Below are 26,480 nucleotides of genomic sequence, written 5' to 3'. Positions count from 1 at the left end.
GGTATGACGAACATCCCCGTCGGGACCGGCCCGCTCGCCTTCGGCGACGTCGTGGCCGTCGCCCGCCACGGCGCGGAGGTCTCGCTCACCGACGAGGCGCTGAAGGCGATCGCCACGGCGCGTGCGCACGTCGAAGACCTCGCCGCGCGCCCGACCCCGGCCTATGGCATCTCCACCGGCTTCGGAGCGCTGGCCACCCGCCATATCCACGAGGAGCTGCGCGCGCGGCTCCAGCAGAACATCGTCCGCTCGCACGCCGCGGGCTCCGGGCCCGAGGTCGAGCGCGAGGTCGTACGGGCGATGATGCTCCTGCGGCTGAGCACGCTCGCCACCGGCCGTACGGGCGTGCGTCCCGTCACCGCCGAGACGCTGGCCGGTCTGCTCAACGCGGGTATCACTCCGGTCGTGCACGAGTACGGCAGCCTCGGCTGCTCCGGCGACCTCGCGCCCCTGTCCCACGTCGCGCTCGCGCTGATCGGCGAGGGCGAGGTCCACGACGCCGACGGCGTGAAGCGCCCCGCCGCCGAGGCCCTCGAAAAGGCCGGCATCGAGCCGCTGACCCTGGCCGCCAAGGAGGGGCTGGCGCTCCTCAACGGCACCGACGGCATGCTCGGCATGCTCGTCCTGGCCATCGAGGACCTGCGCGCCCTCTTGCAGGCGGCCGACATCGGCGCCGCGATGAGCGTCGAGGCACAGCTCGGCACCGACCGCGTCTTCGCCGCCGACCTGCAAGAACTCCGCCCGCACCCGGGCCAGGCCGCGAGCGCCGCCAACCTGCGCGCGCTCCTCGCCGACTCGGCGATCATGGAGTCGCACCGGGGGCCGGACTGTAACCGTGTCCAGGACGCCTACTCCCTGCGCTGCTCGCCGCAGGTGCACGGCGCCGCCCGCGACACGCTGGACCACGCCTCGCTCGTCGCCTCGCGCGAGCTCGCCTCGGCGGTGGACAACCCCGTCGTGCTGCCGGACGGCCGGGTCGAGTCCAACGGCAACTTCCACGGCGCCCCGGTCGCGTACGTCCTGGACTTCCTGGCCATCCCGGTCGCCGACGTCGCCTCGATGGCCGAGCGGCGTACGGACCGGATGCTCGACACCGCGCGGTCCCACGGGCTCCCGGCGTTCCTGGCCGACGACCCGGGCGTCGACTCCGGCTACATGATCGCGCAGTACACCCAGGCCGCCGTCGTCTCCGAGCTCAAGCGGCTCGCGAACCCGGCGAGCGTCGACTCGATCCCCAGCTCGGCCATGCAGGAGGACCACGTGTCCATGGGCTGGGGCGGCGCCCGCAAGCTGCGCCGCGCCGTCGACGGCCTCACCCGGGTCGTCGCGATCGAGATCATGACCGCCGCGCGCGCCCTGAGCCTGCGTGCGCCGCTGCGTCCCGGCCCGGCCACCGCCGCCGTCGTGGCCGCCCTCCGTACGGGCGTGCCCGCGCCCGGACCCGACCGTTACGTCGCCCCCGAGATCGCCGCCGCCGTGGACCTGGTCCGCGACGGCTCCCTGGTCGCCGCCGCCGAGTCCGTCATCGGGCCGCTCTCCTAGAAGAAGCCGACCGCCGTCCTCGCAGGAAAAGGAGAAAAAGATGGGCCCCCGTCCCGTACGCGCACCGCGTGGCACCACTCTGAGCGCCAAGGGCTGGCAGCAGGAGGCCGCCCTGCGCATGCTCATGAACAACCTCGACCCCGAGGTCGCCGAGCACCCCGACGAGCTCATCGTCTACGGCGGCTCGGGCCGCGCCGCCCGGTCCTGGGACGCCTTCGACGCGATGGTCCGCGCCCTGCGCGACCTGGAGGCCGACGAGACGCTCATGGTCCAGTCCGGCAAGCCGGTCGGCGTCTTCCGTACGCACGAGTGGGCGCCGCGCGTGCTCATCGCCAACTCCAACCTCGTGCCGCAGTGGGCGACCTGGGAGGAGTTCCGGCGCCTGGAGTCGCTCGGCCTGACCATGTACGGGCAGATGACCGCCGGTTCGTGGATCTACATCGGCACCCAGGGCATCCTGCAGGGCACGTACGAGACGTTCGCGGCGGTCGCGGCCAAGAAGTTCGGCGGCACCCTCGCCGGGACGATCACGCTGACCGCCGGCCTGGGCGGCATGGGCGGCGCCCAGCCGCTCGCGGTGACCATGAACGGCGGCGTCGCGATCTGCGTCGAGTGCGACCCCTCCCGCATCGACCGCCGGGTCGAGCACCGCTACTGCGACGTGCGCGCCGACAGCGTCGAGGAGGCGCTTCGCCTCGCCCAGGAGGCCAAGGACGCGCGCCGTCCGCTCTCCATCGGCCTGCTCGGCAACGCCGCCGACATCGTGCCCGAGCTCCTGGCGGCGGGCGCTCCCATCGACATCGTGACCGACCAGACCTCGGCGCACGACCCGCAGATGTACCTGCCGAGCGGCGTCGCCTTCGAGGACATGGCCGCCGCGCGCGAGAAGGACCCCGAGGGCTTCGTCACCAAGGCACGCGAGTCCATGGCCACGCACGTCGAGGCGATGGTCGGGTTCCAGGACGCCGGCGCGGAGGTCTTCGACTACGGCAACTCCATCCGCGGCGAGGCGCAGATCGCGGGCTACACGCGCGCGTTCGACTTCCCCGGTTTCGTGCCCGCCTACATCCGGCCGCTGTTCTGCGAGGGCAGGGGCCCGTTCCGCTGGGCGGCCCTGTCCGGCGACCCGAAGGACATCGCCCGTACGGACAAAGCGATCCTGGACCTGTTCCCCGAGAACGAGCCGCTGGCCCGCTGGATCAAGATGGCGGGGGAGAGGGTCCACTTCCAGGGGCTGCCCGCGCGGATCTGCTGGCTCGGGTACGGCGAGCGCGACCGGGCCGGGCTGGAGTTCAACAAGCTCGTGGAGACCGGCGAGATCAGCGCCCCGATCGTGATCGGCCGCGACCACCTCGACTCCGGCAGCGTCGCCTCGCCGTACCGGGAGACCGAGGGCATGGCCGACGGCTCGGACGCGATCGCCGACTGGCCGCTGCTGAACGCCCTGATCAACGCCTCATCGGGGGCGTCGTGGGTGTCGATCCACCACGGCGGCGGCGTCGGCATCGGCCGGTCCATCCACGCCGGCCAGGTCTCGGTGGCCGACGGCACGCCCCTCGCGGCGCAGAAGCTGGAGAGGGTCCTGACCAACGACCCGGGCATGGGCGTCATCCGCCACGTCGACGCCGGCTACGACCGCGCCGACGAGGTGGCCGCCGAGCGCGGCGTACGCGTCCCCATGCACGAGGCCTGATCCATGGCGTTCGAGGAGATGTGGGAGGCACTGCTGCCCATCGGCCGCGCCGACGGCGGCGGCTACCGGCGGTTCTCCTGGACGGCGGCCGACCGTGAGTGCCGCGACTGGTTCGCCCAGGAGGCGCGGTCGCGCGGGCTGGCCCTCGACCAGGACCGGAACGGCAACCTGCTCGCCTGGTGGGACGTCGAGCCCGAACCGGGCGCCGACGCGGCGGGCATGGTCGCCAGCGTGGCGAACATCGCCGCGAGCGGGGTGGCGGGCGACGCGATGGCGGGCCGCCTGCGCCGGGACGCGGTGCTGACCGGCAGCCATCTCGACTCGGTGCCCGACGGCGGCGCGTACGACGGGCCGCTGGGCGTCGTGTCCGCGCTCGCCGCCGTCGACCTGCTCCGCGAACGCGGCGTGACACCGCGGCGGCCGCTCGGCGTGGCCGTCTTCACCGAGGAGGAGGGCGCGCGATTCGGCGTGGCCTGCCTGGGATCGCGGCTGGTCACCGGGGCGATCGACCCGGCGCGGGCACGCGGCCTGCGCGACGCCGACGGCGTCACCTGGGCCGCGGCCATGGAGGCCGCGGGGTATGACCCCGAGCTGATCGGTCCCGACCCGGACCTGCTGTCGATCAACTGCTTCGTGGAGTTGCACGTCGAGCAGGGACGTGCGCTGAACGCGCCCGTCGGGGTGGCGAGCGCGATCTGGCCGCACGGCCGGTGGCGGTTCGACTTCACCGGGGAGGGCAACCACGCGGGCACGACGCTGCTCGGCGACCGGCGCGACCCGATGCTGCCCTTCGCCCGTACGGTGCTCGCCGCCCGCGAGGCCGCCGAGCACCACGACGCGGTCGCGACCATGGGCAAGGTCCGGATCACGCCGAACGGCGTCAACGCGATCCCGTCGAAGGTCCAGGCGTGGCTCGACGCCCGCGCCCCGTCCGAGGCGGCCGTACGCGCGACGGTCGCCCGTACCCTGGCCGCCGCCGAGGAGGCCGCGGGCTGGGACGGCGTCGAGGTGGCGCTGGCCGAGGAGTCCTCCACCGAGGTCGTGGAGTTCCACACCGAGCTGCGCGACCGGCTCGCCAAGACGCTCGGCGACCCGCCGGTGCTGCCGACCGGGGCCGGCCACGACGCGGGGATCCTGTCCGCGCACGTGCCCGCCGCGATGCTGTTCGTCCGCAACCCGACCGGGGTGTCCCACGCGCCCGCGGAGTACGCGTCGCCGGAGGACTGCCTGGCCGGGGTGGCGGCGCTCGCGGATGTGCTCGAGGAGCTGGTGTGCCGGTGAGGTACCACGCCGCGTACGTGTGGCTCGGCGACGTGGTCGCGGCGGACGTGCTCATCGAGACCGAGGGGGAGCGCTTCTCCCGCGTGGTCCCCGGTGTGCCCGCGCCGCCGGACGCCGTGCGCCTGGCCGGGCTGACCGTCCCGGGCCTGGCCGACGCGCACTCCCACGCGTTCCACCGGGCGCTGCGCGGGCGGGTGCAGGCCGGTCAGGGCACGTTCTGGACGTGGCGTTCGCACATGTACGAGGTGGCGTCGCGGCTGGACCCCGAGACCTACTACGCGCTGGCCCGCGCGGTGTACGCGGAGATGGCGCTGGCCGGGATCGCGTGCGTGGGGGAGTTCCACTACGTGCACCACGATCCGTCCGGCGCCCCGTACGCGGAGCCGAACGCGATGGGCGACGCGTTGCTGGCGGCGGCGGCCGACGCGGGCGTCCGGATCACGCTGCTGGACACGTGTTACCTGGCCGGCGGCGTCGGCGAGCCGCTGGGCGACCACCAGCGCCGCTTCGGCGACGGCACGGCCGAGGCGTGGGCGGCGCGGGTGTCCGCGCTGCGCCCGGCCGGGCACGCCAGGGTCGGCGCCGCGATCCACTCGGTGCGCGCGGTGCCGCGCGACCAGCTCGGCACCGTCGTGGCCTGGGCCGGCCTGCAGGGCGCGCCGCTGCACGTCCACCTGTCCGAGCAGCCCGCCGAGAACGTGGCCTGCGAGGCCGCGTACGGCCTGAGCCCGACCGGCCTGCTGTCGGAGGCCGGGGCGCTGGGCCCGAGGACGGTCGCCGTGCACGCCACGCACCTGAGCGCGCGCGACATCGGCCTGCTGGGCGGCACCCGTACCGGCGTCTGCATGTGCCCGACCACCGAACGCGACCTGGCCGACGGCATCGGCCCGGCGCGCGACCTGTCCGACGCGGGCTCGCCGCTGTCGCTGGGCTCGGACCAGCACGCCGTGATCGACCTGTTCGAGGAGGCGAGGGCGGTCGAGCTGGACGAACGCCTCCGTACGCGGCAGCGCGGTCACTGGACGGCGGGGGAGCTCCTGACCGCCGCGACGTCCGGCGGCCACGCGGCCCTGGGCTGGCCGGAGGCGGGCCGGATCGAACCGGGCGCCTACGCCGACCTGACGACGGTGGACACGAACTCGGTCCGCCTGGCCGGAGCGGCGGCGGACCACCTGCCCGAGTCGGTGGTCTTCGCGGCCTCCCCGGCGGACGTGTCCCACGTGGTGATCTCCGGCCGCGACGTCGTCCGCGACGGCCGTCATCTGCTCGTGGCCGGCGTTCCGTCCGCATTGGCCGAGACGATCGCCGCCGTTACGCAATAGGCTCGCCGCGTTATGCGGGTGGCGATGCTGGGGCCGTTGCAGGTCTGGGGCGCAGGCGGTGGGCCGGTCGAGGTCCGCGGGGCCCGGCTGCGGCTGCTGCTGATCCGGCTAGCGCTCGACCCCGGGCGGGTCGTCACGGCCGACCGGCTCGCCGACGACCTCTGGGGGGACGACGCCCCCGCCGACCCCGCCGGGGCGCTTCAGACGCTCGTCGCCCGGCTGCGGCGCTCGTTCGGCGCCGAGCGGGACGTCATCGCCTCCCACCCCTCCGGGTACCGGCTCGACCTCCCGCCCGAGCACGTCGACGTGAGAACCTTCGAGAAGGCCGCCCAGGAGGGCCGGACCGCGCTCGACGCCGGAGATCCCCTGCGCGCCGCCGAACTGCTCCGCGCCGGGCTCGGTCTCTGGCGCGGGACGCCCCTCGCCGAGGCCGCCGACGCCACGTTCGCGGTCGCGTCCGTCGCGCGGCTGGAGGAGACGCGGCTCGCGATGGTCGAGGACCGGATCGCCGCCGACCTCGCCGCGGGCACGCCGGTGGAGATCGCCGAGGTCGAGGAGCTGACCCGCGCCCATCCGCTGCGTGAGCGGCTGCACGCCCGGCTCGTACGCGCGCTGCACGCCGCCGGCCGGCGGGCCGAGGCGCTGGAGGCGTACGAGCGGATCCGCGGCCGGCTCGCCGAACGGCTCGGCGTCGACCCCGGGGCCGAGCTGAGAGACGCCCACCTGGCGGCGCTCCGCACGGCGCCTCGCCGGGGCGGCGTGCCGGCGCGCGCGACGAGCTTCGTCGGGCGTACCGAAGAGCTCGCGGGCGTGCGCGCCGCGCTCGGACGCTCGCGGCTCGTCACGATCACCGGTTTCGGCGGGACCGGCAAGACACGGCTGGCCCTCGAGGCCGCCGCCGGCCGGCAGGGGCCGGTACGCCTCGTCGAGCTCGGCGCCGTCGCCGACCCCGCCCGCGTCCTCCCGGCCGTCGTGGCGGCGGTCGGCGACGGCGACGCTGGGGTGTTCGGCACGGACGCCGTCGCCGATCCGCTCGACCGCCTCGCCGCGATGCTCGCCGGCCACGAGACGCTTCTCGTCCTGGACAACTGCGAGCACGTGATCGAGGCCGCGGCCCGTCTCGCCGAGCACCTCCTCGCCGCGGCCCCCGAGGTCACCCTCCTCGCCACCAGCCGCGAACCCCTCGCCGTCGCCGGTGAGGCGCTGTTCCCGCTCGCGCCGCTCGGCCTGCCCGAGCCGGGCGCGGACCCGCGTACGGCGGCCGCGGTCCGGCTGTTCGCCGACCGGGCCGCGGCCGTACGACCCGGGTTCACGGTCACCGACGCCGGTCCTGGTGACGTCGTGCGCGTGTGCCGTGAGCTCGACGGGATCCCGCTGGCGATCGAGCTGGCCGCCGCGCGGCTGCGGTCGCTGACGCTCGGGCAGCTCATCGACCGGATCGGCGACCGGTTCGGGCTGCTCGAACGCGGCAGCCGCACCGCCCAGCCGCGTCACCGTACGCTCCGCGCCGTCGTCGACTGGAGCTGGGAGCTGCTCGACGACGGCGAACGCCTGGTCCTGCGGCGGATGGCGGTGTTCCTCGGCGGCGCCACCGTACGCGCCGTGGCAGCGGTCTGCGGGCGGGACGAACCGGTCGACCTGCTCGCCGGCCTGGTCGACAAGTCCCTGCTGATCATGAGCGAGGACGACCTGGGCGTCCGGTACCGCCTTCTGGAGACCGTCCGCGAGTACGCCGCCGAGCGGCTGGAGGAGGCGGGGGAGACGGCGGCGGCCCGCGACGCGCACGCGGCGTTCTTCCTCGCGTACGCCGAGACCGCCGAACCCCTCCTGCGCGGCCACGAGCAGCTGCGCGTGCTGGGCCGGCTGGACGCCGAGCAGGGCAACCTCGACGCCGCCCTGGACCACGCGATCACCGGCGGGGACCCGGAGACGGCCCTGCGGATGATCCTCGCGCGGACGTGGGCGTGGGTCATCCGCGGCCGGGGACGCGAGGCGGGCGAGTGGGCGCGGGCGGTCCTCGGCCTCGTCGGCGACACGGCGCCCCCCGGTCTCGAGCTGGCCCACGGCATCTGCGTCCTGACCGCGCCCTCCGCCGACCGGGCCCAGCTCCTGCGGGCGCTGGAGGTCACGCAGAGCTCCGACCGGCCCGCCGCGCTGGGCGCCTGGACCATCGCCGGCGGGTACGCGGGCGAGCGGGCGGCCGTCCGCGACCGGGCGGCCGCCGTGGTCGAGCGGTTCGGCGCGCACCCGGACCCGTGGCTGCGTGCCATGGCCGCGATGGCGTACGGGCTGGTGCAGTTCGAGTACACCCCCGGCGGCGCGGGCCGCGCCGAGGAGCACCTGAGCCGCGCCCTCGACGGTTTCGTGGCCGTGGGCGACCGCTGGGGAGAGGCGGTCTGCCTGTTCGCGCTCGGCCTGGTCCTGGCCAACCGCGGCTCGTGGGCCGACACCGTGCGCGTCCTCGAACGGGCCCGCTCACGCGCCGCCGAGGTCGGCGGCGTGGAGGAGATCCCGGCGCCGATGATGCTGCTGGTCCAGCTCGGCCAGGCACGGCTGAGGGCGGGCGAGGTGGCCGGCGCGCGCGCCGACCTGGAACAGGCGCTGGCGAACGCCGAGCGCGGCGTGGACCCGGTCGCCCCCGCCCGGGTCCGGCACGCCTTGGGCGACCTCGCGTACGCGGCCGGCGACCTCCCGGCCGCCGCCGCGCACCTGCGCGCCGCGCTGACCGTGACCCCGGACGACGGGGCGCCGGCGCAGTTCCTCGCGCTCGCCCACCTGTCGGCCGCCCGCGCCGAGGCCGCACTCGGAGACCACGACCGCGCGGCCGAACTGCGCGAACGCTCCCTCACCCTCATCGCGGGCACGGGCGACAACGTGGCACGGGCGACCGTCCTGGAGGGCGTGGCCGAGTTCCTCCCCGATTCCGAGGACGCGGTGGCCCTGCTGGGCGCGGCCCGTACGCTCCGTGGCATTGAGGACACCAACGACCCCGCCGTACGCGCGCTGCTGGACCGGTGCCGCGCCGACCTGGGCGAGGAGCGCTTCGCCGCGACCTGGGAGCGCGGGCGCGGGCTCTCCCGGCCCGAGTCGGTGGCGCTTCAGCCGAGGGACCGCAGGTAGTCCCCGGGCGGGGCGTCGTACACACCGATGTACCCGTCGGGCCGCACCAGCACGAGACCGCCGGTCCCGTACGCGCGGCGCGCGTGGCCGGCCGTGTCGGCCAGGTCGCCCGCCGGGCCGACCGTGTAGGCGCGGACCGCGGGGCCGTACCGCGCGTTGACCTCCGCGACCGTGGCCGCGTGCTCCTCGCCGAAGCCGAGCAGGGTGAAGTGGGTGCCCTGGAAGACCTCGAACAGCCGCCCGTCGCGCAGCGGCGCGTCCGGCGCCCGCTCGCCGGCCTTCCCGCCGCCCACCGCCAGGGAGCTGCCGGGGTAGCCGATGCCGAGCTGCTCGGTCTCCTCGCCCCGGCGGTGCGCGTCGGCCTGCCGCTCGGCCGCCTCGCGGTACAGCCGGGTGCTGAGCCCGAGCACGCCGGCGGCGACCGGCAGCCGCTCCTCCTCGTACGTGTCCAGCGCGCGCTCGGCGGCCAGCTTCCAGCCGAGGTTGTAGGCGTCCTGGACCCCGGTGTTCAACCCCTGCCCGCCGGCCGGAGAGTGCACGTGCGCCGCGTCCCCGGCGAGGAACACCCGGCGGTCGCGGAACCGCTCGGCCATCCGGATGTTGACCCGGTAGACCGACGTCCAGCCGACGTCGGTCAGCCGTACGTCCGACACCTCCGCCAGGATCTTCTGGAACGTCGCGAGCGACGGCTCCGGCGTCTCCGCGCCGGCGAGCGGCGAGGTGAACTGGAAGACGTCCGTGCCCGGCAGCGGGCAGAGCGCGGCCCGCAGGGTCTGGGCGGCCAGGTCGGCCCACATGTGCCAGTGGTCCCGGTCGAGGTCGCCGGTGCGCACGTCGGCGATCAGCATCCGCTCGGCCTCGTGCGTCTCGCCCTCGAAGGCGACGCCGAGCCGCTTGCGTACGAGGCTGCGCCCGCCGTCCGCGCCGACGAGGTAGGCCGCGCGGATCCGGTCGCCGGTGCCGAGGAGCGCCGTCACGCCGCCGTCGTCCTGGGTCAGGTCGGTGAGCGCCGCGTGCTCGACGCGCCCGCCGAGGACGGTCAGCCGGTCGCGCAGGATCTCCTCCGTACGCCACTGCGGGACCATCAGCACGGTCGGGTACGGGACGTCGGGCGTCGGCTCCCTGGGCTCGTGCATCCGGCCCTCCCAGACGACCTCGCCCCCCGCGTACGAGCGGAGCGGCGGGTACGGCGCGCCGGCCGCCGTGATCGCGTCCAGCACGCCGAGGTCCTCGAACACCTCCAGCGTGCGCGGCTGCAGCCCCTTGCCACGTGACCCCGCGGGCCGCTCCTTCTCGATGACGCGGACGTCCACGCCGCGCCGGGCGAGGTCGCACGCGAGGGTGAGGCCGGTCGGGCCGGCGCCGACGATGAGCACTTGGGTCTCGTTTATGGGAGCCACCGTGCCGGGCGTCGCTGTCAGCCCACCGGCAGCCCGCTGTCACGCGGCCGTCTCGGATGTGAGACGGCTCCGGGCGCCGGGACGGTGTACGCGGTGGCGCCGGGTGGAATGCTGGCGACGTGAGCACCGTGATCACGAACATCGGGGAGCTGGCCGGGGCGGACGAGGAGCGCTGGCTGGTCGAGGACGCCGCGCTCGTCATCGACGGGGACCGGATCGCCTGGGCCGGGCCGGCCGCGGACGCGCCGGCCGCCGACGAGCGGTACGACGCGGGCGGCCGTGCCGTCCTGCCCGGGTTCGTGGACTCCCACGCCCATCTGGTGTTCGCCGGGGAGCGGGCCGAGGAGTTCGCCGCGCGGATGAGCGGACGGCCGTACGCCGCCGGCGGGATCCGGACGACGGTCGAGCGGACCAGGAGCGCCTCCGACGACGACCTGCGGGCCAACGTGGGCAGGATCGTCGCCGAGATGGCCCGGCAGGGGACGACGACGGTGGAGTGCAAGTCCGGGTACGGGCTGACCGTCGAGCAGGAGGAGCGGGCGGTACGGATCGCGGCGGAGATCGTCGACGAGGTCACCTTCCTCGGCGCGCACGTCGTGCCCGCCGGGGCCGACCCGGCCGACTACGTCCGGCTCGTCACCGGGCCGATGCTCGCGGCGTGCGCGCCGTACGCGCGGTGGATCGACGTGTTCTGCGAGCGCGGAGCCTTCGACGCCGACCAGACGCGGGAGATCCTGACCGCCGGCCGGGCCGCCGGGCTCGTCCCGCGGCTGCACGCCAACCAGCTCGGGCCCGGCCCCGGCGTAGGGATCGCGGTGGAGTTCGACGCCGCGTCGGCCGACCACTGCACGTTCCTCACCGAGGAGGACGTCGCCGCGCTGGCGGACTCCGGCACGGTCGCGACGCTGCTGCCCGGCGTGGAGTTCTCCACGCGCCAGCCGTACCCGGACGCCCGTGCGCTCCTCGACGCCGGCGCGAACGTCGCGCTGGCCACCGACTGCAACCCGGGCTCGTGTTACTCCTCCAGCATGGCCTTCTGCGTCGCCCTCGCCGTACGGGAGATGCGCATGACGCCCGAGGAGGCCGTACGGGCCGCCACCGAGGGCGGGGCCAAGGCGCTGCGCCGTACGGACGTGGGTCATCTGCGGCCCGGCGCCCGCGCCGACGTGCTCCTGCTCGACGCGCCGTCGCACATCCATCTCGCATACCGGCCGGGAGTTCCCCAGGTCGCGCAGGTATGGCGTTCGGGTAAGGCGATATAGCCGCAAAGGGAATGTTGTCGGACAGAATGCGTATCGCCGGAGCTTAGTGTCGACTCCCGTTGTATAAGCTTTCACCGACGTTAGGGCCTTTCCCGGCCACGGTTGGACATTGACTGATCACCGGTCGTCATTCAATGTTAGAGCTGCACTGGCCCTAGCCCCTCGGGAGTCCACGATGCACGTCCTTGATCGAATACGGCCTCAAGTGGCCATCTCTCTGTTATACGCAGGATGAACAGCCATTCATTTGCTGCTGGGGGGATTCGCCGGGACGCAGAGTAATGTCCCCGGCGGAATCGACTATGCCACGAGGCTAAACGTGATCCGCGTTCTCATCGTTGAGAATATGAATCTCATTCGGGGCGGCCTTGTCGCCCTGCTTTCCGGACATCCAGATATGGAGGTCGTTGCCGCATTGGAATCCGCCGACAAGGCACTGCCGGCGGCACTGGAACTCGAACCCGGCGTCGTCCTGCTCGGGGCGGGCATGGACGACGGCTTCGCCGTGGCGAAGTCGCTCAACGACGAGTTGCGCACCTGCGCGGTCGTGATCATGGCGAACCGCCGGCGCCCGGGAGACCTGCGCCGGGCCGTCGCCGCCGGCGTCATGGGCTACCTCCTGATCGACGCACCCCCGGACGACCTCGCCGACGCGGTCCGGCGCGTCGCGCAGGGCGACCGGGTCATCGACTCGGAGCTCGCCTTCGCGGCGCTGGACAGCCCGGACAGCCCGCTCACCGACCGTGAGGTGGACGTTCTGCGCCTCGCGGCGGAGGGCGCCTCGTCCGCCGAGATCGCCAACCATCTGTTCCTGTCGGTCCGTACGGTCCGCAACCACATCTCACGCGTCATCGGCAAGATCGGAGCCCGCAACCGCGTCGACGCCATTCGCATCGCCGACGACGCGGGCTGGCTGTAACGGAGAACCCCGGGGGCCGGCCGGTCCCCGGGGCTTTCCCCTTTTTCAGGCGCTCGCGTCGCCGGCGGGTTGCGGGGCGGACCAGTGGCCGTGGAGTTCGCGGTAGAGGTCGCAGCCGGCGAGCAGGTCCTCGTGAGTGCCGAGCCACGCACGGGTCCCGTCCAGGACGAGGACGCGGCGGGCCCGTCGTGCCGAGGTCATCCGGTGGGCGATCACGATGAGCGCGCCGGGCCGGGCCGCGAACGCGCGTTCGGCGCGTTCCTCGGACCGCGCGTCCAGATGGCAGGTCGCCTCGTCCAGGATGATCAGCCGCGCGGGTGACAGGTACGCGCGGGTCAGGGCGATGAGCTGGCGTTGGCCGGCCGAGAGGGTGGCCGGGTCCACCTCGCTGTCCCACCCGCCGAGACGCTCGGCCGGCTTCCCCAGGCCGACCGCGGCCGCGGCCCGGTCCAGCGCGTGGTCGGAGGCGCCCGGCCGCAGGTAGCGGAGGTTCTCCCGGAGCGTCCCGCCGAAGACGTACGCCTCCTGCGGGATCAGCACGCGCGAGTCGGGGTCCGCCTCGCCGGCGGGCACGTCCCCGAGCGTCACCCGGCCGAGGGCCGGGGTCAGCAGCCCGGCGCCCAGCAGCGACAGCGTGGACTTGCCGATGCCGCTCGGGCCGACGACGGCCAGGTGGTCGCCCTCCGGCACGCGCAGCGACAGGTCGTCGATCACCGGCTCGGCGTCCGGCCCGTACGCGAAGCTCACCCCGCGCAGGCACAGCTCGCCGCCGGCCGGCCGCACGGGGCGCGTGACCGGCGCGACCGAGGCCGCCTCCATCACGCGGTCCAGCGTCACGGCCAGCCGCAGCCCGCTGCCTCCGAGGCCACGGACGATGGTGTTCAGCGCGGGGGACAGGCCCTGCAGCACGTACGTCAGCGAGCCCAGCACCACGCCGGGCGTGGCGCCGTGCCGGACGAGCCAGGGCGCGGCGGCCAGGATCAGCAGCAGCGGCAGCCGCCCGCCGATCGCGAGCGCCACCGTACGGCCCGCCGCCAGCCGCGCCATCGACCGGGCGGCCGCGGCCTGGAGGTCGATGAGCCGTCCCGCCGAGGCGGCGATCGCCTCCTCCGAGCCGCAGGCGGTGATGTCGCGCAGCCCTGCGGCCATCGCGGTGGCGGACTCGGCGATCCGCTCCTCGGCCAGGATCAGCTCCCGCTGGCGCGTGATCGAGCGCGAGACGAGGCCGAGGAACAGCGCGAGCCCGGCCACCACCGGCGGCGCGACCAGCGCGAGTGTCACCGGCATCAGCGTCAGCAGGCCGATCAGCGCGCTGAACAGCGTGAACACGAACCCTTGGACGATCATCAGCAGGCCCGCGAACGTGTCTCGTACGATCTCCACCTGCTGGGTCAGGCGGGCGACCGCGCCGTCGCCGGGCCGTCCCGTACGGACCGACTCGTGCACGGCGCCGCGTACGACGTGGCGCACGAGCGCGTCGCGGAGCGGCTCGACGATGGCCGCCAGCGGCCCGTACGCCCGGGCGGCGCCCAGCGCGCCCGCCATCGCGGCGACGGCCAGGATGCCCAGCCACACCAGCGCCGTCTCGATCCGGTGGGCGAGGAACGCGTCCGTCGCGCCCGCGACGGCGCGCCCGAAGACCAGGACCGGCGCCGCCTCCAGCGCCGACCAGAGCCCGAACAGCAACAGCTCGCGCGGTCTGCGGCGCAGCGCCGCGGTCAGGACGCGGCGAGCCCGTACGCGATGGTTCTCACTCACCGAACACCTCGCGGTAGCCGGGGTCGGGCCACAGCTCGTGGTGGGGTGCGCAGGCGCGGACCCGGCCGCCGTCGATCCAGGCGACCAGGTCCGCGCGCGCCGCCGTGCCGACCCGGTGCGCGATGACCAACCGGGTGCGGCCGTCACGGGTGAGTACATCGCCGACCTGCACCTCGGTGACGGTGTCGAGGCTGGAGGTGGCGTCGTCCAGGACGAGTACCCGCCCGGGGTGAGCGAAGGCGCGCGCCAGGCCGAGGCGCTGCAGCTCTCCGCCTGACATCGGCGTCTCGGCCGGCGGCGTGCGATAGCCCAGGGGCAGCCGCCGGATGAAGGGGTCCGCGCAGGCCGACCGCGCGGCGCGCTCGGCGTTGCCGCCGATCGCGTCGGCGAGAGTGGCGCCGAACAGCGCGGGACGTGCGAAGGCGTACCCGACCGCGTTCCGCAGTTCGCCGTGCCGCAGCGACGCCAGCGGTACGCCGTCGAGCAGGATCTGCCCGCCGTCGGGGTCGGCCAGCCGCCCGGCCAGCGCGGCCAGCAGCGACTTGCCGGCCCCGGACCGGCCGACGACGGCCACCGAGCCGCCGCCGGGAACGACCAGGTCCAGATGGCCGAGCACCGAGGCCGCCGACACGTCGCGGAACTCCAGCCGCCCGGGCCCGTCCGGCAGCGTCGCCGGCCCGTACTCCGGCAGGGGCCGGTCCAGCACCGGGATCAGCCGGGCGGCGCCGGCGCGGGCGCGGGCCAGCCGGCCGAGCTGGGAGATCACCGGGCCGATGTCGGAGCCGAGGCCCGCGTACTGCGTCGCGGCCAGCAGCCCGCCTGTGCTCAGCCGGCCGTGCGCCAGCTCGTAGCCGGCGACGGCGAGCACCGCGACCTGCAGCAGCGGGACGGCGAGCGTGCCGCGGCCGGAGATCGTCGCCTGGATCCGCCACGTGGTGTGGCCGTGCGCGGCCAGCTCGGGCAGGGGTTCGAGGACCCGCTCGGTCTCGCGCTCGGCGGTGCCGGCCGCGGCGACCGTACGGTTCCCGGCGAGCGTCTCGACCAGGCGGGCGGCGATCCGGCCCTGGGCCTCCAGGTACCGGGCGACCACCGAGGAGGTGTCGCGGACGAACGACCGCAGCAGCGCGGCGATCACCGGAAGGCCGACCGCGAAGGTGAGCGCGAGCCAGGGGTCGAGAAGGATGAGGGCGATCAGGCCGCCGAGCGGCGGCACGATCGCGGTGAACGTCAGGATCGCGGCCGACGGGGCGTACGCGGCGTCGGCGGTGGCGGTGACCGCGCGGCTCGTCAGGTCGCCGGCGGGCAGGCCGGTCGCGGGGCCGAGGCCCAGGACGTGGCGGGTGAACCCGTGCCGCAGCCGTGCGGTCGCCCGTGCCGTGCTCGCGCCGATGGACAGCTCGCTCAGCGCGTCGCCGGTCATGGCCAGGGCGACCAGTCCCGCGTACGCGACCGGCCAGGTCACGGCGGTGGATCCGCCGAGTACGCCGTCCACCGCCCGGCCGAGTACCGCCGGTAGGAGGACGGCCGCCCCGGCCTGGAGTAATGAGGTGACGGCGAGCAGGCTCGCCCAGACCCCGCCGTGGCGGATGGTCCGAATCACGAGCCCGCTCGCCGTCATCGGTCTCCTTGCTGTCGTGGCCCTGCCATGGCACTCAGGGCCACGGGGCAGTCATCAGAGGCAGATCGTGATGCTGTGCGAGCTGTGGCAGAGCAGGCTCAGCGTGCTGTTGTTCTCGCCGCCGCCGCCGCCCCCACCGGGGGTGGTGTCCATCCCCTGCATGTCCAGAAGCGCCATCGTCAAGTCACCTCCTCGTCGGGTGAGAGTTCGGTCCGGACCGGCCCCGTCAGAGGCAGATCGTGATGCTGTGCGAGCTGTGGCAGAGCAGGCTCAGCGTGCTGTTGTTCTCGCCGCCGCCGCCACCGCCGCCACCCGGGGTGGTGTCCATCCCCTGCATGTCCAGAAGCGCCATCGTCATGTCACCCCCTTGCCTGAGTCGTCGCCGTCCCCGCGAGGGATCTCGCGGGAAGCTCTGGTGCCGTCAGGAACGGCAGGTGGACCGGGCTCTCGTGCAGTGCCGCGCCGAGCGCCAGCAGCACGCCGGCGGTGCCGGTGCCCAGGTCCATCGACATCCGCAGCAGGTTCTCGCCGGGGAAGGCGAGCCCGCCGCCGTACGAGAGCGCGTGCCAGGCCATGTCGCGTACGTGCATGGCGGTCCGCGGGTCGCGCTGCCGGGAGAGGTGGAGCAGCATCCCGGCGCGCCCGGCGAACAGCCCGGACTGCGCGTAGTACCGCGTGAGAGCGGCAATGCGGATCTTGTCCTGCGCCTCGCGGAGGCGTTCGTCCTCACGGTGGGCGAGGTAGTCGTCGATGACCATGCCGATCCCGACGCTGCCCCGTCCGAGATAGGGCAGGACGCGCGAGCCGTCGCGGACGTGCAGCGCGCCGTTCTTGTCGGTCACGCACCCGTCCAGGTCCAGTCCGATGGCGCGCGCCGCGAGTGCGAGCAGGCTCGTGTCGCCGGTGCGCTCGAAGAACCGGATGAACATCAGGGCCGGTCCGGACATGCCGCGCATCAGCCCGGGCCGTGCCGGGACGCCCTCGGCGGCCAGGACGTGGTCCGCGACGATCTGCGCGGCACGCGTGGCGGCCTCGCGCAGCTCGGGCGCCGTCAGCGCGTCGGCGAGATGGTCCAGGTTGAGCGCGACGCCGGACAGCCCGCCGTGCAGGTCGACGCCGAGCTTCTCCCAGCGTTCGCCGAGGCAGATGTCGATGGTCTTGGAGGCGGCGTCGATCCGCCCCAGGTGGGCGAGGCCGTACGCCGCGCCGTGCAGGCCGTCGTACAGGCCGAGCCCGGTGCCCTGTGGAGGGTCGGTCGCGTGGTCGGCCAGCCAGTTCACGTGCTCCGGCAGGACGCCGGCGCCGGTGACGTCGAGGGCGTACAGGACGCCTGCCGCGCCGAACGCCAGGCCGAGCCCGCCGCTGCCGAACTGCTGGATGTCGCCGGGGAACAGCCGGTCGTCGCGCTGCGGGGTCGCGCTGGTGAGGATGGCCCTGCTCAGGGCGGTACGCGCGTCCTCCCAGCCGGGCTGACCCGGAGCGAACCGGGGGATCGGTGGCCGGCCCGGCTCGCCCCGGGTGATCTCGTCGACCGCCTCCTGGAGGTACCCCTCGGGCACCGGGAACCACTCGGCGATCACCTCCGCCAGGTGAGCCGCCTTGGACAGGTCGAGCATGAACAGGGTGGTCGACGGGGCGAACAGCGCGATCTTGAGACAGGCGAGGCTGTAGCGGTCGATCGTGGTGCCCCGGCGGTTCGGCGGGGCGATGAAGCCGGGGTTGGCGAGCGTCTGCCGGCGCTCCTCGGCCGCGGGTGCCGCGGCCTCGAAGTCGATCAGGGAGACCGTGTCGTCCGGCGCCACCATGATGTTGAACATGTGCAGGTCGTTGAAGGCGACGCCGCGGGCGTGCACCTTCCGGATGATGCGCTCGGTGGCGGCGTAGATCTTCATCGCCCAGGCCGCGTAGCCGGCCAGGTCCTGCGGGTCCGGCTCGGGGTCCAGCAGCGGGTGCCGTTCGGCGAAGAAGGTGTTGAGCGGCTTTCCCTCGACGAACTCCTCGACCAGGAAGTGGTGGTCGCCCACGACGAAGTAGTCGAGGGCCGCGGGGACCCCGTCGATGCCGGCGAGCAGCTGGAGGATGTCATGCTCACGCCGGACCCGCGTGACGGCGTCCGCGCCGTCGGCCGCCAGGCCCGCGTGCGGCCGGCCCTCCTTGAGCACCACCTTCCGGCCCGTACGGGTGTCCTCACCGGCGTACACGCCACCGCCGTTGGAGAAGTGCAGCGCCTCCTTGATGACGTACGGGATTCCGGTCATCGTCACGGCGTTGCGCGCGTCGAGGTGCGGTGCCAGGCAGTCCGGCAGCGTCACCCAGGCCGGGACCGTGAAGACCGGGTCGCGGCGGTCCGGGACGAGCCGTCCGTCGCCGTCCTCGATCGCGGCGACGAGCCGGCCGGTCTCGTCCTCACAGAAGCGCTCGGTGAATCCGCCGTAACGGACGTAGAGCGGGCCGGCGCCGATGCGCAGGTCGCTGAGAACGTACGGGCCGGGTTCGCCGTCGATTTCGGCGCCGAGCTCCTCGAGAATGGTCGCGAGCTCGGCGTCATCACGCGGGTAAATGGTGATGAGTTTCCCGCTGGCGCCCCTCGGTGAGTATTTGGCATTGCGCATGAGGAGCATGTTCACGCTGCGCAGGTGCTTGAAGGAGATCCCGCGGGGGAGGCAGTAGTCACGGACGCGTACCAGCACGTCAGAGGCGTTCTCGTGCCCGGTGGACACGTGGATCTTCCAGCCCTGGGACGGGATCACGCTGACCGGGGGAACGTAGACGATCCATTCGTTACGCTGGATTCGCTGCCAGCCCTCGGGTAGCAGGTCATCGACGATGGTGAAAGCCGGGCTCTCCTGTCCGTCAAGGACGTCGTAGAAGAGCCTGTCTTTCAGGCAATACACTTCGTACTGCTTTTCCACCGGGTCTGTCCTCTGCTGTTCGGAGAAGGTCGATTCCGACCGTTCGTTCCGAGACAGACCTTCGCAGGCCGGGTAGGGGAAACCTAGGGACAAGTGTCACTAATGGCTCGTGAACTTGTCCCAGCGGATCAGGGAAGTGACATCGGGTAATGGTGGCTGTCACGCGCCATTCAGGGCGACATACGTGGTCGGAGGGGGTTTCGGGCGTTCGCCGATGGGAGCGCGGAACTGTCCGGTCGGCCGATCCTGTCAGCGGTAACGGTGATCGACACGGATGAGCGGAGATCGCTTCAAAGCGACATAATCGACAGAACGGACTTCTGCCAGAAAGATCTCGTGATCGCCGGCGGGGAAGTGCTGTCGCGTCTCACATTCGAGCGCGGCCCGTCCGTCGTCCACGATGAGCGCGTCCGAGAGCGTGCCGCGGTGGTGAGGGACGCCGGCCACGAGCAGCCGCGCGCTGGGCCGGCCCGCGGACGCGAACCGTCCGGCGATGACCCGCTGCTCGGCGGAGAGCACGGTCACCGCGAACCGCTCACAGCGCCGCAGCACCTCGGTGAGGTAGGACTCGGCGGCCACCGCGACGAGCACCAGCGGGGGTTCGAGCGAGACGGAGGAGAACGCCGTGAGCGTGGTCCCGATGTCGTCCCGCCCATCGCGCACGGTCACGACGACGACACCGGTCCCGAACGTCGCCACCGCGTCGGTGAAGTCCTGCGGGCCGACCTCACCCACGCCCGGCAACCTTTTCGATCACCGGGCCACTATCGCACGCCCCGTCAGGCGAGGTCCCAGGTGCCCGGGAGCAGGAGCGGGCCGCCGGACGGGAGGCCGATGCGGGACGCGAGCGTGGTCATCGGGCCCCAGGCGTCCAGACGTGCCGTGGCGGCAGTACGGTCCTCGCTCGAGTCGGCCGGGCGCAGCCGGTCGAGGGGGGAGACGTGCGGGTACACGCGTACGGGGGAGTCGGCGGCCAGGCCGGACTTCTTCCGTGCCAGCTCCAGCGCGCGGGTGAGCCCGCCGAGCTCGTCCACCAGGCCCCGCTCGTGCGCGTCCGCGCCGGTCCACACGCGGCCCCGCGCCAGCGTGTCGACGCGGTCGCGAGGCAGGTCGCGGCCCTCGGCGACCTTGCCGACGAAGTCGTCGTAGACCCGGTCCAGGAAGTGGTTCACCCGCGTCCACTCGTCCTCGGTGAAGTCGCGCGTCGGGGCGAACATCCGGGCGTGCGCGCCCTGCTCGACGCTGCCCAGGCCGATGCCGAGGCGCTCCAGCAGGTCGCCGATGACGGGCTTGCCGACCACGACGCCGATCGAGCCGGTCAGCGTGCCGGGCTGGGCGACGATCACGGTGGCGGGCGCGGCGACGAAGTAGCCGCCCGACGCCGCGACGTTGCCCATCGAGACCACCACGGGCTTGCCGGCCTCGCGGGCGAGCACGACCTCGCGCCAGATCGTGTCGGAGGCGACGTACGAGCCGCCGGGGCTGTCCACGCGGAACACGATCGCCTTGACCCGGTCGTCCTTGACCGCGGCGCGGAAGGCCGCCGCGATCGTCTCCGAGCCGATCGAGGAGCCCTGGCCGGGCATGGCGCTGCGCCCGCTGCGGCCCAGCCGGATCGGGCCCTGCCCCTGGATGAGCGCGAGGGCGTCCTGTTGCGGGCGCGGCAGGCGCTTGGCCAGCCCCTGCGTACGGTTGTAGCGGGCGACGTAGCGCAGCCGGGCGTTCTCGTCGGCGACCGCGGCGCGCACCTCGGCGTACACCTCGTCGCGGTAGGCCAGCCGGTCGACCAGGCCGGCCTCCAGCGCCTCGGCGCCGAGGAGCGGGGCCCGGTCGATCAGCTCGCGCACGCGCTCCTCCGGCAGCCCGCGGCCTTCGGCGACGCCCGCGACGACCTGCTCGCCGGCCGAGGCGACCAGGCGGCCCGACATCTCCTCGTGCTCAGGGGTGTAGGCGCGCTCCATGAAGGTGTTCGCGGCCGTCTTGTACTCGTGCCGCTTGGCGAAGCGCGGCGTGACCCCGATCTTGCCGAGGGCCTCGTTGAAGAAGGGCTCCTCCAGCGCGACGCCGGTCAGCGCCAGGTCGCCGGAGGGCTGCATGTAGATCCGCTCGAAGACGGTCGCCAGGTAGTAGGGAACGGTGCCGCGGCTGACCTCGCCGAACGACTCGGCCCAGGCGACCGTGAGCTTTCCGGAGTCGCGGAACGCGCGAACCGCGTCGCGCAGTTCCTGGGCCATCGCCAGGCCGACGCGCTGCCCGCCGATCTTGACGATGAGCGCCTTGACCCGCGGGTCCGTACGCGCCCGGCGCAGGCCGCCCAGCACGTCGCGCAGATGGGTGCGGCGCATGCTGAGCAGCGTCGACACCGGGTCGGCGGGCTGCCCCTCCACGATCCCGTCGGTCAGGTCGAGTTCGAGGATCAACGCGGCACTGCGCCGATCGCGAGCGTCTTTCAGCAGGTCAACGACTGATCCGGCATCCACCATGAGCCAACTCTATGGTGCCTCGCGCGGGCTGCGGACCTCTCTGTGGATAACGGGCAGGCCGATGTACGGCCGGGGCGAGGTCAGGTGGGGATAATGCCTGCTATGGGCGGTACTGAGCGGGCGAGCGGTCGTGGGGCGCTCCCGTACGTGATGGTGCTCGCGTTCGCGGCACTGCCCCCCGTCGCGCTCGAGCTGTACGGCCTCTTCGGCGACAAGAGCGTGCCGCCGGGGCAGTGCGAGGGCCTGGGGTTCGGCTGCGCGCTCTCGCCGGCCGAGACGGCGCGGCTCTTCCTGCTGTTCGTCCTGCCCGTGATGGCGCTGTGGGCGGTCGTGGCCGTGATCGGGCTGGCCCTGCTGCGCCGCCGCGCGGGCTTCCGCGACCTGCCCGCGATCGTCCAGGGCCTGCTCCCGGTCGTCCCCGCGCTGTTGATTTTCGTCGCCCTGGTCTTCGTCTGACCGTCACAGGGGACCGCTATCCTCCGATCGGGCTATCGGGAGGATCTGTGGTCGACTGGCTGGTGCCGCTGTGCACCCTCGGCGGCGCGGTCGCCGGCTGGCTCGCCGCGCCCCTGGCGGAGCGCTACTTCGAGCGGCCCTCAAGCTGGGCCCGGCCCGGCATCGCGGTGACCATGGCCGCCGCGTCCGGCGCGCTGGCCTGGCGGCTGGGCGGCCACGCCGAACTGCCCGCCTACCTCTACCTCGCGGCCGTCGGCTCGCTGCTGGCCTTCGTCGACGTCGCGGTCAAGCGCCTGCCCGACCCGTACACCCTGCCCTCCTATCTCATCGGCCCGGCGCTGCTGGGCGTCGCGGCGCTCGCCGGCGGCCGTTACGCACGGCTCGGGCACGCGCTGATCGGGCTCGCCGTGCTGTGGGCGCTGTACGCCGTGCAGCACCTGTTCGCGCCCGGGGCGATCGGCTGGGGCGACGTGAAACTGTCCGGCGTGCTGGGGCTCTACCTCGGCTGGCTCGGCGCACCCGCCTGGTGGCTGGGAGTGCTGGGCGGGTTCGTCCTCGGCGGCCTGTACGCCGCCGTCCTGCTCGCCACGCGCCGGGGCTCGCGCGAGACCGAGATACCGTTCGGGCCGTTCATGCTGGCCGGGGCGCTCGTCGGCATCCTGGCGAGCTGAGGAGGCGGCCCGTACCGGCCGCCCCGTGAGGCCGCCGTCGCTGGGCGCGAGCGAGAAGAGCAGCACGACAGAGCAAATGCCGACAAATGCTGCTTCCTAACACAAAATGCTTGTGCCGGACACGACATCGTGCCACCATCTGTGCGCTTAGGGGAGCGGGGGGCGCGACGGCCAATCTGCGCTAGTTGGAACCAGACGCCGAAACTTGACATCTAACGACCATCAAAGATCGTTAGATGATCGATCGCAGAAAGGGGCGCCATGGCGGGGGCACCGGCGAAGATCATTATTGTTCTCGGGGACATCCCGGCCACGGGCCACTTCGCGAAAATGGCGGCCCTGCGGGGACCGGGGCTCGCCACGCCCGACGACGCCGCTCCCGGCTTCCTCGACCTCGTCGACCGATCCTTATCCGTCGCGCCCGGCGGCATCCTCGCCGTCTATCCCCGCTGGCAGGCGGACCCGGCCCGGCGTCTGCTCCGGCTGACCCGGGGAGTGCTGGACTCCGACCGGGTCGCGAGCGTCGGCCTGAACCTCCCGCCACTGGCGTTCTCACTGGTGGCGGACCTGTTATCGTGCTCGACCCCGTACCTGCGGCTCGGGCATCTCGCCGGGCTCGGCCGGCGCCTGGAGACCGAGATCCTGTCCGGCGCCCGCCTCGCGAGCGTGGCCAGGCTCGAGCACATCGAAACCCGTCTCGCCGACCACGTGGCCTCCTACTCGCCGGGCTCGGGCTTTGTCGCCTGGGCGGCGCCGAAGCCCGGAGTGGAGCGGATCTCGGGGCGTGATCGCCTCTCGGCGGTCGACTTCCGGCCCGCCGACCCGGTCCATCTCCTCATCGCTTCACAGGACTCGAATTTCGCCGGCTTTGACCGCGAGTTGATGTCGGCACTGCGGCCGTAGGTGATTAAGACGGTCGCCTATCAACCGCTCGGAAATGCTTTTTGGGGCACCCGAAAATGCATGGAGTTCGTCGCATTCAGCGGGCACCCCCAGGCGCTTCCGCACTTCGTCCGCTCCACACGCTATTGGCTCTGCCGCTGGTGCGGAGAACCCACGTCGCTGGAGGTCTGCGCCGTCTGCGGCATGCTCCAGAACGACATGCCGGCGCGAAACGGCCCCGGGCCCGCCGCAGGCCCGCGGCCTCCGGCGGCTCCGCGTCCGGAACCCCCGCCCGTCCCGCCTCCCGTACCACCACGACCACAGACGTCACCCCGGCCCGCTCCGGCGCCGAGACCCCCGGCGGCCCCGGAGGGCGACCGTTCCTCCGGAGAGCGGCTCATGGCCGGCCCACCCAGTGCCGTCGCGCGCCCGGAGGGCGCCGCGTACCCGTCACGGCAGAACTCCCACCACCCCTGACCGGGCACCCGGTGCCATGGAGACTCCTGAAAGGAAGCCGGATGAATCCCCGCCAGCGCCGCGGAGCCGTGCTGCTGATCCTGGCGGCCGTCGGCGCGATCGTCGTGTTCGTGAGCATCGTCGGCTATGTGGGCTCGGTACGCGCCGAGGTACGCGACAAGGTCTCGGTACTCCAGCTGACCCGGCCCGTCGCCGCGTACGACCCGGTCGATGAGAGCGCCGTGCGAAGGATCCAGGTCGCGGCGGAGGGAATGCCGAAAGAGGTGATGCTCACCGACCTGCAAGAACTCGCCGGGAAGGTCGCCGCGACGGACGTCCCGCAGGGCGCGCTCCTGGAGAAGGGCATGTTCGTCAACGCCCCCACACTCCAGTCCGGGCAGCGCGAGATCGCGATCATGATCGACGCGGAGACCGGCGTCGCGGGCAAGGTCCAGCCGGGGATGCTCGTCGACATCTACGCGTCCTTCCAGCAGCAGAACGGCACGGTGCAGAAGTCGTGCGCCGTGCGGGTGATCAGCGGCGCGCGGGTCATCAACGTCGGCCGCATGCAGAGCGAGCGCGGGCAGAACCCCAACGACATCAGTCAGGTCGTGCCGATCACCTTCGCCCTGGCCGCACAGGACAGCATCAAGCTCACATACGCGGAGAGCTTCGCGGCGAAGGTACGGCTCGCCCTGATCGGCGGACGCGGCGACGGGGCGGGCCAGGTCCTGGCTCCCGTGTGCGCCGCGCCGGTCGCGAGGTGAGGCCGGGATGAGCGTACGCGTCCTGCTCGGCGCCGACGGCGGTCTCGCCGCCTCACTGCGCGCCCAGATCGCCGAGCTGGCCGACATCGCGATCGTCGCCGTCGAGGGGACCTCCGCCGACGTGGTCGGCGCCGCGGGCCAGGACCCGGCCCTCGACGTCGTGCTGGTCCACCAGGAGATCGACGGCCTGCCCGCGATGGACCTCATCCGCGAGCTCGCGATGCGCCATCCCCAGCTGGCCGTGGTCCTCATCGCCGAGGACGCCAGCGCGGAGACCTACAGCGCGGCCATGGAGGCGGGCGCGCGCGGTGTCGTGTCGAGCCGGCCGACCCAGGCCGAGCTGCAGAGCCGCATCGGATCGGCGTCGGAGTGGTCCCGTACGATGCGGCGCCACCTGGACCCGGCCCACGCCGGCACGGTGGCGGCACGGGCGGGGACGGTCGTGGCGCTGTGCGGAGCCAAGGGCGGCACGGGCACCACCACGCTCACGGTCCAGCTAGCGCTGGCGGTGGTGGCCGCGGGCAAGCGGGTCTGCATCGTCGACATGGACCTGCAGAAGGGCGACATCCCCAGCTACCTCGACATCACCCCCCGGCGCAGCATCGCCGACCTGGTCGCCGCGGCGGCCGACCTGGACGGCACCACTCTGGCCGAGGCGATCTACGTGCACCGCGATGGCCCGCACGTCCTCATGGCGCCGGCCGAGGGCGAGCAGGCAGAGGACGTGCCCGCGCGCGCCACCCGGCAGATCCTCGGCGGCCTGCGCGGCCGGTACGACTACGTGATCGCCGACTGCGGCGCGTACATGACCGAGGCGAGTGCCGTGGCGATCGAGCTGGCCGACACCGTCCTGGTGACCGCCACGCCCGACCTGCCGTGCCTGCGCGCGGTGCAGCGGCTGACCAGGATGTGGGGACGGCTGCAGGTCCGCAAGGACGAGGAACTGTCGGTCGTGCTCGTACGGACCGACCGGCGCAACGAGGTGCAGCCGGACTTCGCGCGCAAGGTGCTCGGCCTGCCGATGCTGAGAACGACCGTTCCGGCGTCGTACCGCGCGCTGGAGGAGGCGGCCAACACCGGCTCGCCGAAGGCGGTCGAGGGAGGCGACTACCGCAGGGCGATCGGCGGCGTGGCCCGCGAGATCGGTCTCTTCGCAGGCGACGGAGAAGGCCGGCGCATGCGCGGCGACCGTGGCGTGGCCCTCACCGAGTTCACCGCGCTCCTGCCGTTCCTCGGCCTGCTCCTGCTGCTGGTCTGGCAGTTCATTCTCATCGGCCTCACCTCGATGTACTCGAGTCACGCGGCCAACGAGGCCGCGCGCGCGGTGGCAGTCCTCGGTTACGACACGCCCCAGGCGCGCGCGGAGGTCGATCGCCGGGCGGTCGCGCGAGTGTCCGGGCCCTGGGGAGACAAGGACCACTTCCACGTCGCCGTGGACCAGGGGTACGTGAAGGTCACCATCGACACCCCGGCGATGCTGCCCGGCTGGCACACCTCGTGGGGCGTCAGTACCAGGTCCCGGATCGTCTACGAGGAGGGCGCCCGGTGAACGCGAGCGGGCGCCGCCTCCGCCGCGGGCCCGGGTGCGAGGGTCACCGCGACCGCGGGGCGGCCATCACCGAGTACATCGCGGTCTTCCCCGTCGCCCTGGCCGTCATCCTGTTCGCCTTCGAGGGTCTGATGTCGGGCATGACGGTCGAGCGCGTGGAGAACGCCGCTCGTACCGGCGCTCGTGTCGCGAGCCAGCGCCAGGACGCCGGCGCCTGTCGCGGTTCGGCACTCGGGGTGATGCCGGGCTGGATCAACCGCAGGAAGGTCGTCGGCGGCTGGCGGGACGACGGTGTCTACTGCCACGTCCGGGCCGACATCCCGGTGCTCTGGCCGGGGGCACCGCTCGACTTCACGATCGACCGTACGGTCCACATGCCGGTGGGGTGA

General features: G+C 73.2%; 21 protein-coding genes. 13 read left to right on the top strand and 8 right to left on the bottom strand.

Annotated elements, in window-relative coordinates:
* Nucleotides 1–3 precede the first annotated feature (3 nt).
* The 5 genes from hutH to QWU11_RS30320 are packed head-to-tail and all read left to right on the top strand — an operon-like array spanning nt 4 to nt 8,958.
* Entirely contained in the window at nt 4–1,542 is a 1,539-nt protein-coding gene (gene hutH, locus QWU11_RS30340; RefSeq protein WP_290117880.1) for a histidine ammonia-lyase, read from the top strand.
* Nucleotides 1,543–1,582: 40 nt separating this feature from the next.
* Nucleotides 1,583–3,235: a urocanate hydratase gene (gene hutU, locus QWU11_RS30335; RefSeq protein ID WP_290117879.1), complete on the top strand. Its 1,653-nt coding sequence runs from the start codon at nt 1,583–1,585 to the stop codon at nt 3,233–3,235.
* 3 nt (nt 3,236–3,238) lie between these two features.
* Nucleotides 3,239–4,516, top strand: a complete 1,278-nt coding sequence (locus QWU11_RS30330) for an allantoate amidohydrolase (protein ID WP_290117878.1) — start codon at nt 3,239–3,241, stop codon at nt 4,514–4,516.
* Nucleotides 4,513–5,838: a formimidoylglutamate deiminase gene (locus tag QWU11_RS30325; RefSeq protein ID WP_290118004.1), complete on the top strand. Its 1,326-nt coding sequence runs from the start codon at nt 4,513–4,515 to the stop codon at nt 5,836–5,838. The genes QWU11_RS30330 and QWU11_RS30325 overlap by 4 nt, the downstream gene beginning before the upstream one ends.
* A 24-nt stretch (nt 5,839–5,862) precedes the next feature.
* Entirely contained in the window at nt 5,863–8,958 is a 3,096-nt protein-coding gene (locus QWU11_RS30320; protein WP_290117877.1) for a BTAD domain-containing putative transcriptional regulator, read from the top strand.
* Here the strand turns inward: QWU11_RS30320 and QWU11_RS30315 are convergent.
* Nucleotides 8,937–10,334, bottom strand: a complete 1,398-nt coding sequence (locus tag QWU11_RS30315) for an FAD-dependent oxidoreductase (RefSeq protein ID WP_290117876.1) — start codon at nt 10,332–10,334, stop codon at nt 8,937–8,939. The genes QWU11_RS30320 and QWU11_RS30315 overlap by 22 nt on opposite strands.
* 143 nt (nt 10,335–10,477) lie before the next feature.
* Here QWU11_RS30315 and hutI point away from each other — a divergent pair, with 143 nt between their 5' ends.
* A complete protein-coding gene (gene hutI / locus QWU11_RS30310; RefSeq protein ID WP_290117875.1) occupies nt 10,478–11,620 on the top strand; it encodes an imidazolonepropionase in 1,143 nt (380 codons plus the stop codon).
* Between the two features lie 319 nt (nt 11,621–11,939).
* Nucleotides 11,940–12,539: a response regulator transcription factor gene (locus QWU11_RS30305; RefSeq protein WP_290117874.1), complete on the top strand. Its 600-nt coding sequence runs from the start codon at nt 11,940–11,942 to the stop codon at nt 12,537–12,539.
* 45 nt (nt 12,540–12,584) lie between these two features.
* On the opposite strand, the gene QWU11_RS30300 is transcribed toward QWU11_RS30305, so the two are convergent.
* From QWU11_RS30300 to sppA, 7 genes are all read right to left on the bottom strand, one after another.
* The gene (locus QWU11_RS30300; RefSeq protein WP_290117873.1) at nt 12,585–14,297 is read right to left on the bottom strand and encodes an ABC transporter ATP-binding protein; all 1,713 of its coding nucleotides are present in this window, start codon (nt 14,295–14,297) and stop codon (nt 12,585–12,587) included.
* A complete protein-coding gene (locus QWU11_RS30295; RefSeq protein WP_290117872.1) occupies nt 14,290–15,915 on the bottom strand; it encodes an ABC transporter ATP-binding protein in 1,626 nt (541 codons plus the stop codon). The genes QWU11_RS30300 and QWU11_RS30295 overlap by 8 nt, the downstream gene beginning before the upstream one ends.
* Before the next feature lie 54 nt (nt 15,916–15,969).
* Complete coding sequence (locus QWU11_RS30290) at nt 15,970–16,092, bottom strand: SapB/AmfS family lanthipeptide (RefSeq protein ID WP_290118003.1); 123 nt, start codon at nt 16,090–16,092, stop codon at nt 15,970–15,972.
* Nucleotides 16,093–16,141: 49 nt separating this feature from the next.
* Nucleotides 16,142–16,273 carry a SapB/AmfS family lanthipeptide gene (locus QWU11_RS30285; protein WP_290117871.1) on the bottom strand — a complete coding sequence of 44 codons (132 nt, stop codon included), beginning with the start codon at nt 16,271–16,273 and terminating at the stop codon, nt 16,142–16,144.
* A gap of 1 nt (nt 16,274) precedes the next feature.
* Nucleotides 16,275–18,809, bottom strand: a complete 2,535-nt coding sequence (lanKC, locus tag QWU11_RS30280; protein WP_290117870.1) for a class III lanthionine synthetase LanKC — start codon at nt 18,807–18,809, stop codon at nt 16,275–16,277.
* A 267-nt stretch (nt 18,810–19,076) separates the two neighbouring features.
* Nucleotides 19,077–19,562, bottom strand: a complete 486-nt coding sequence (locus tag QWU11_RS30275; protein WP_290117869.1) for a flavin reductase family protein — start codon at nt 19,560–19,562, stop codon at nt 19,077–19,079.
* A 44-nt stretch (nt 19,563–19,606) separates the two neighbouring features.
* Nucleotides 19,607–21,310 carry a signal peptide peptidase SppA gene (sppA, locus tag QWU11_RS30270; RefSeq protein ID WP_290117868.1) on the bottom strand — a complete coding sequence of 568 codons (1,704 nt, stop codon included), beginning with the start codon at nt 21,308–21,310 and terminating at the stop codon, nt 19,607–19,609.
* Between the two features lie 102 nt (nt 21,311–21,412).
* Between sppA and QWU11_RS30265 the strand changes: the two genes are divergently transcribed.
* The 6 genes from QWU11_RS30265 to QWU11_RS30240 all read left to right on the top strand — a co-directional run bounded on the left by QWU11_RS30265 (nt 21,413) and on the right by QWU11_RS30240 (nt 26,480).
* On the top strand, nt 21,413–21,766 hold the full coding sequence (locus QWU11_RS30265; RefSeq protein WP_290117867.1) for a hypothetical protein: 354 nt from the start codon (nt 21,413–21,415) through the stop codon (nt 21,764–21,766).
* Nucleotides 21,767–21,813: 47 nt separating this feature from the next.
* Entirely contained in the window at nt 21,814–22,437 is a 624-nt protein-coding gene (locus tag QWU11_RS30260) for an A24 family peptidase (RefSeq protein ID WP_290117866.1), read from the top strand.
* 261 nt (nt 22,438–22,698) lie between these two features.
* Nucleotides 22,699–23,340, top strand: a complete 642-nt coding sequence (locus QWU11_RS30255) for a hypothetical protein (RefSeq protein WP_290117865.1) — start codon at nt 22,699–22,701, stop codon at nt 23,338–23,340.
* 497 nt (nt 23,341–23,837) lie between these two features.
* Entirely contained in the window at nt 23,838–24,542 is a 705-nt protein-coding gene (gene cpaB / locus QWU11_RS30250; protein ID WP_290117864.1) for a Flp pilus assembly protein CpaB, read from the top strand.
* 7 nt (nt 24,543–24,549) lie between these two features.
* Nucleotides 24,550–26,091 (top strand): AAA family ATPase, encoded by a 1,542-nt coding sequence (locus QWU11_RS30245; RefSeq protein WP_290117863.1) that lies wholly within the window; start codon nt 24,550–24,552, stop codon nt 26,089–26,091.
* A complete protein-coding gene (locus QWU11_RS30240) occupies nt 26,088–26,480 on the top strand; it encodes a TadE family protein (protein ID WP_290117862.1) in 393 nt (130 codons plus the stop codon). Before QWU11_RS30245 ends, QWU11_RS30240 begins: the two co-directional genes overlap by 4 nt.

This window comes from Actinomadura sp. DC4 (assembly GCF_030406325.1).
Lineage (GTDB): Bacteria > Actinomycetota > Actinomycetes > Streptosporangiales > Streptosporangiaceae > Actinoallomurus.
The sequence above is the reverse complement of the archived record's forward strand: the minus strand, read 5'-3'. Positions and strand labels throughout refer to the sequence as shown.

What these genes read in the sequence shown, in the direction of transcription:
- QWU11_RS30330 (WP_290117878.1), top strand. Translation starts at nt 3,239, where the DNA reads ATGGCGTTCGAGGAGATGTGGGAGGCACTGCTGCCCATCGGCCGCGCC.
- cpaB (WP_290117864.1), top strand. Translation starts at nt 23,838, where the DNA reads ATGAATCCCCGCCAGCGCCGCGGAGCCGTGCTGCTGATCCTGGCGGCC.
- QWU11_RS30265 (WP_290117867.1), top strand. Translation starts at nt 21,413, where the DNA reads ATGGGCGGTACTGAGCGGGCGAGCGGTCGTGGGGCGCTCCCGTACGTG.
- QWU11_RS30255 (WP_290117865.1), top strand. Translation starts at nt 22,699, where the DNA reads ATGGCGGGGGCACCGGCGAAGATCATTATTGTTCTCGGGGACATCCCG.
- QWU11_RS30290 (WP_290118003.1), bottom strand. Translation starts at nt 16,092, where the DNA reads ATGGCGCTTCTGGACATGCAGGGGATGGACACCACCCCCGGTGGGGGC.
- QWU11_RS30245 (WP_290117863.1), top strand. Translation starts at nt 24,550, where the DNA reads ATGAGCGTACGCGTCCTGCTCGGCGCCGACGGCGGTCTCGCCGCCTCA.
- QWU11_RS30295 (WP_290117872.1), bottom strand. Translation starts at nt 15,915, where the DNA reads ATGACGGCGAGCGGGCTCGTGATTCGGACCATCCGCCACGGCGGGGTC.
- hutH (WP_290117880.1), top strand. Translation starts at nt 4, where the DNA reads ATGACGAACATCCCCGTCGGGACCGGCCCGCTCGCCTTCGGCGACGTC.
- sppA (WP_290117868.1), bottom strand. Translation starts at nt 21,310, where the DNA reads ATGGTGGATGCCGGATCAGTCGTTGACCTGCTGAAAGACGCTCGCGAT.
- QWU11_RS30285 (WP_290117871.1), bottom strand. Translation starts at nt 16,273, where the DNA reads ATGACGATGGCGCTTCTGGACATGCAGGGGATGGACACCACCCCGGGT.
- QWU11_RS30320 (WP_290117877.1), top strand. Translation starts at nt 5,863, where the DNA reads ATGCTGGGGCCGTTGCAGGTCTGGGGCGCAGGCGGTGGGCCGGTCGAG.
- hutU (WP_290117879.1), top strand. Translation starts at nt 1,583, where the DNA reads ATGGGCCCCCGTCCCGTACGCGCACCGCGTGGCACCACTCTGAGCGCC.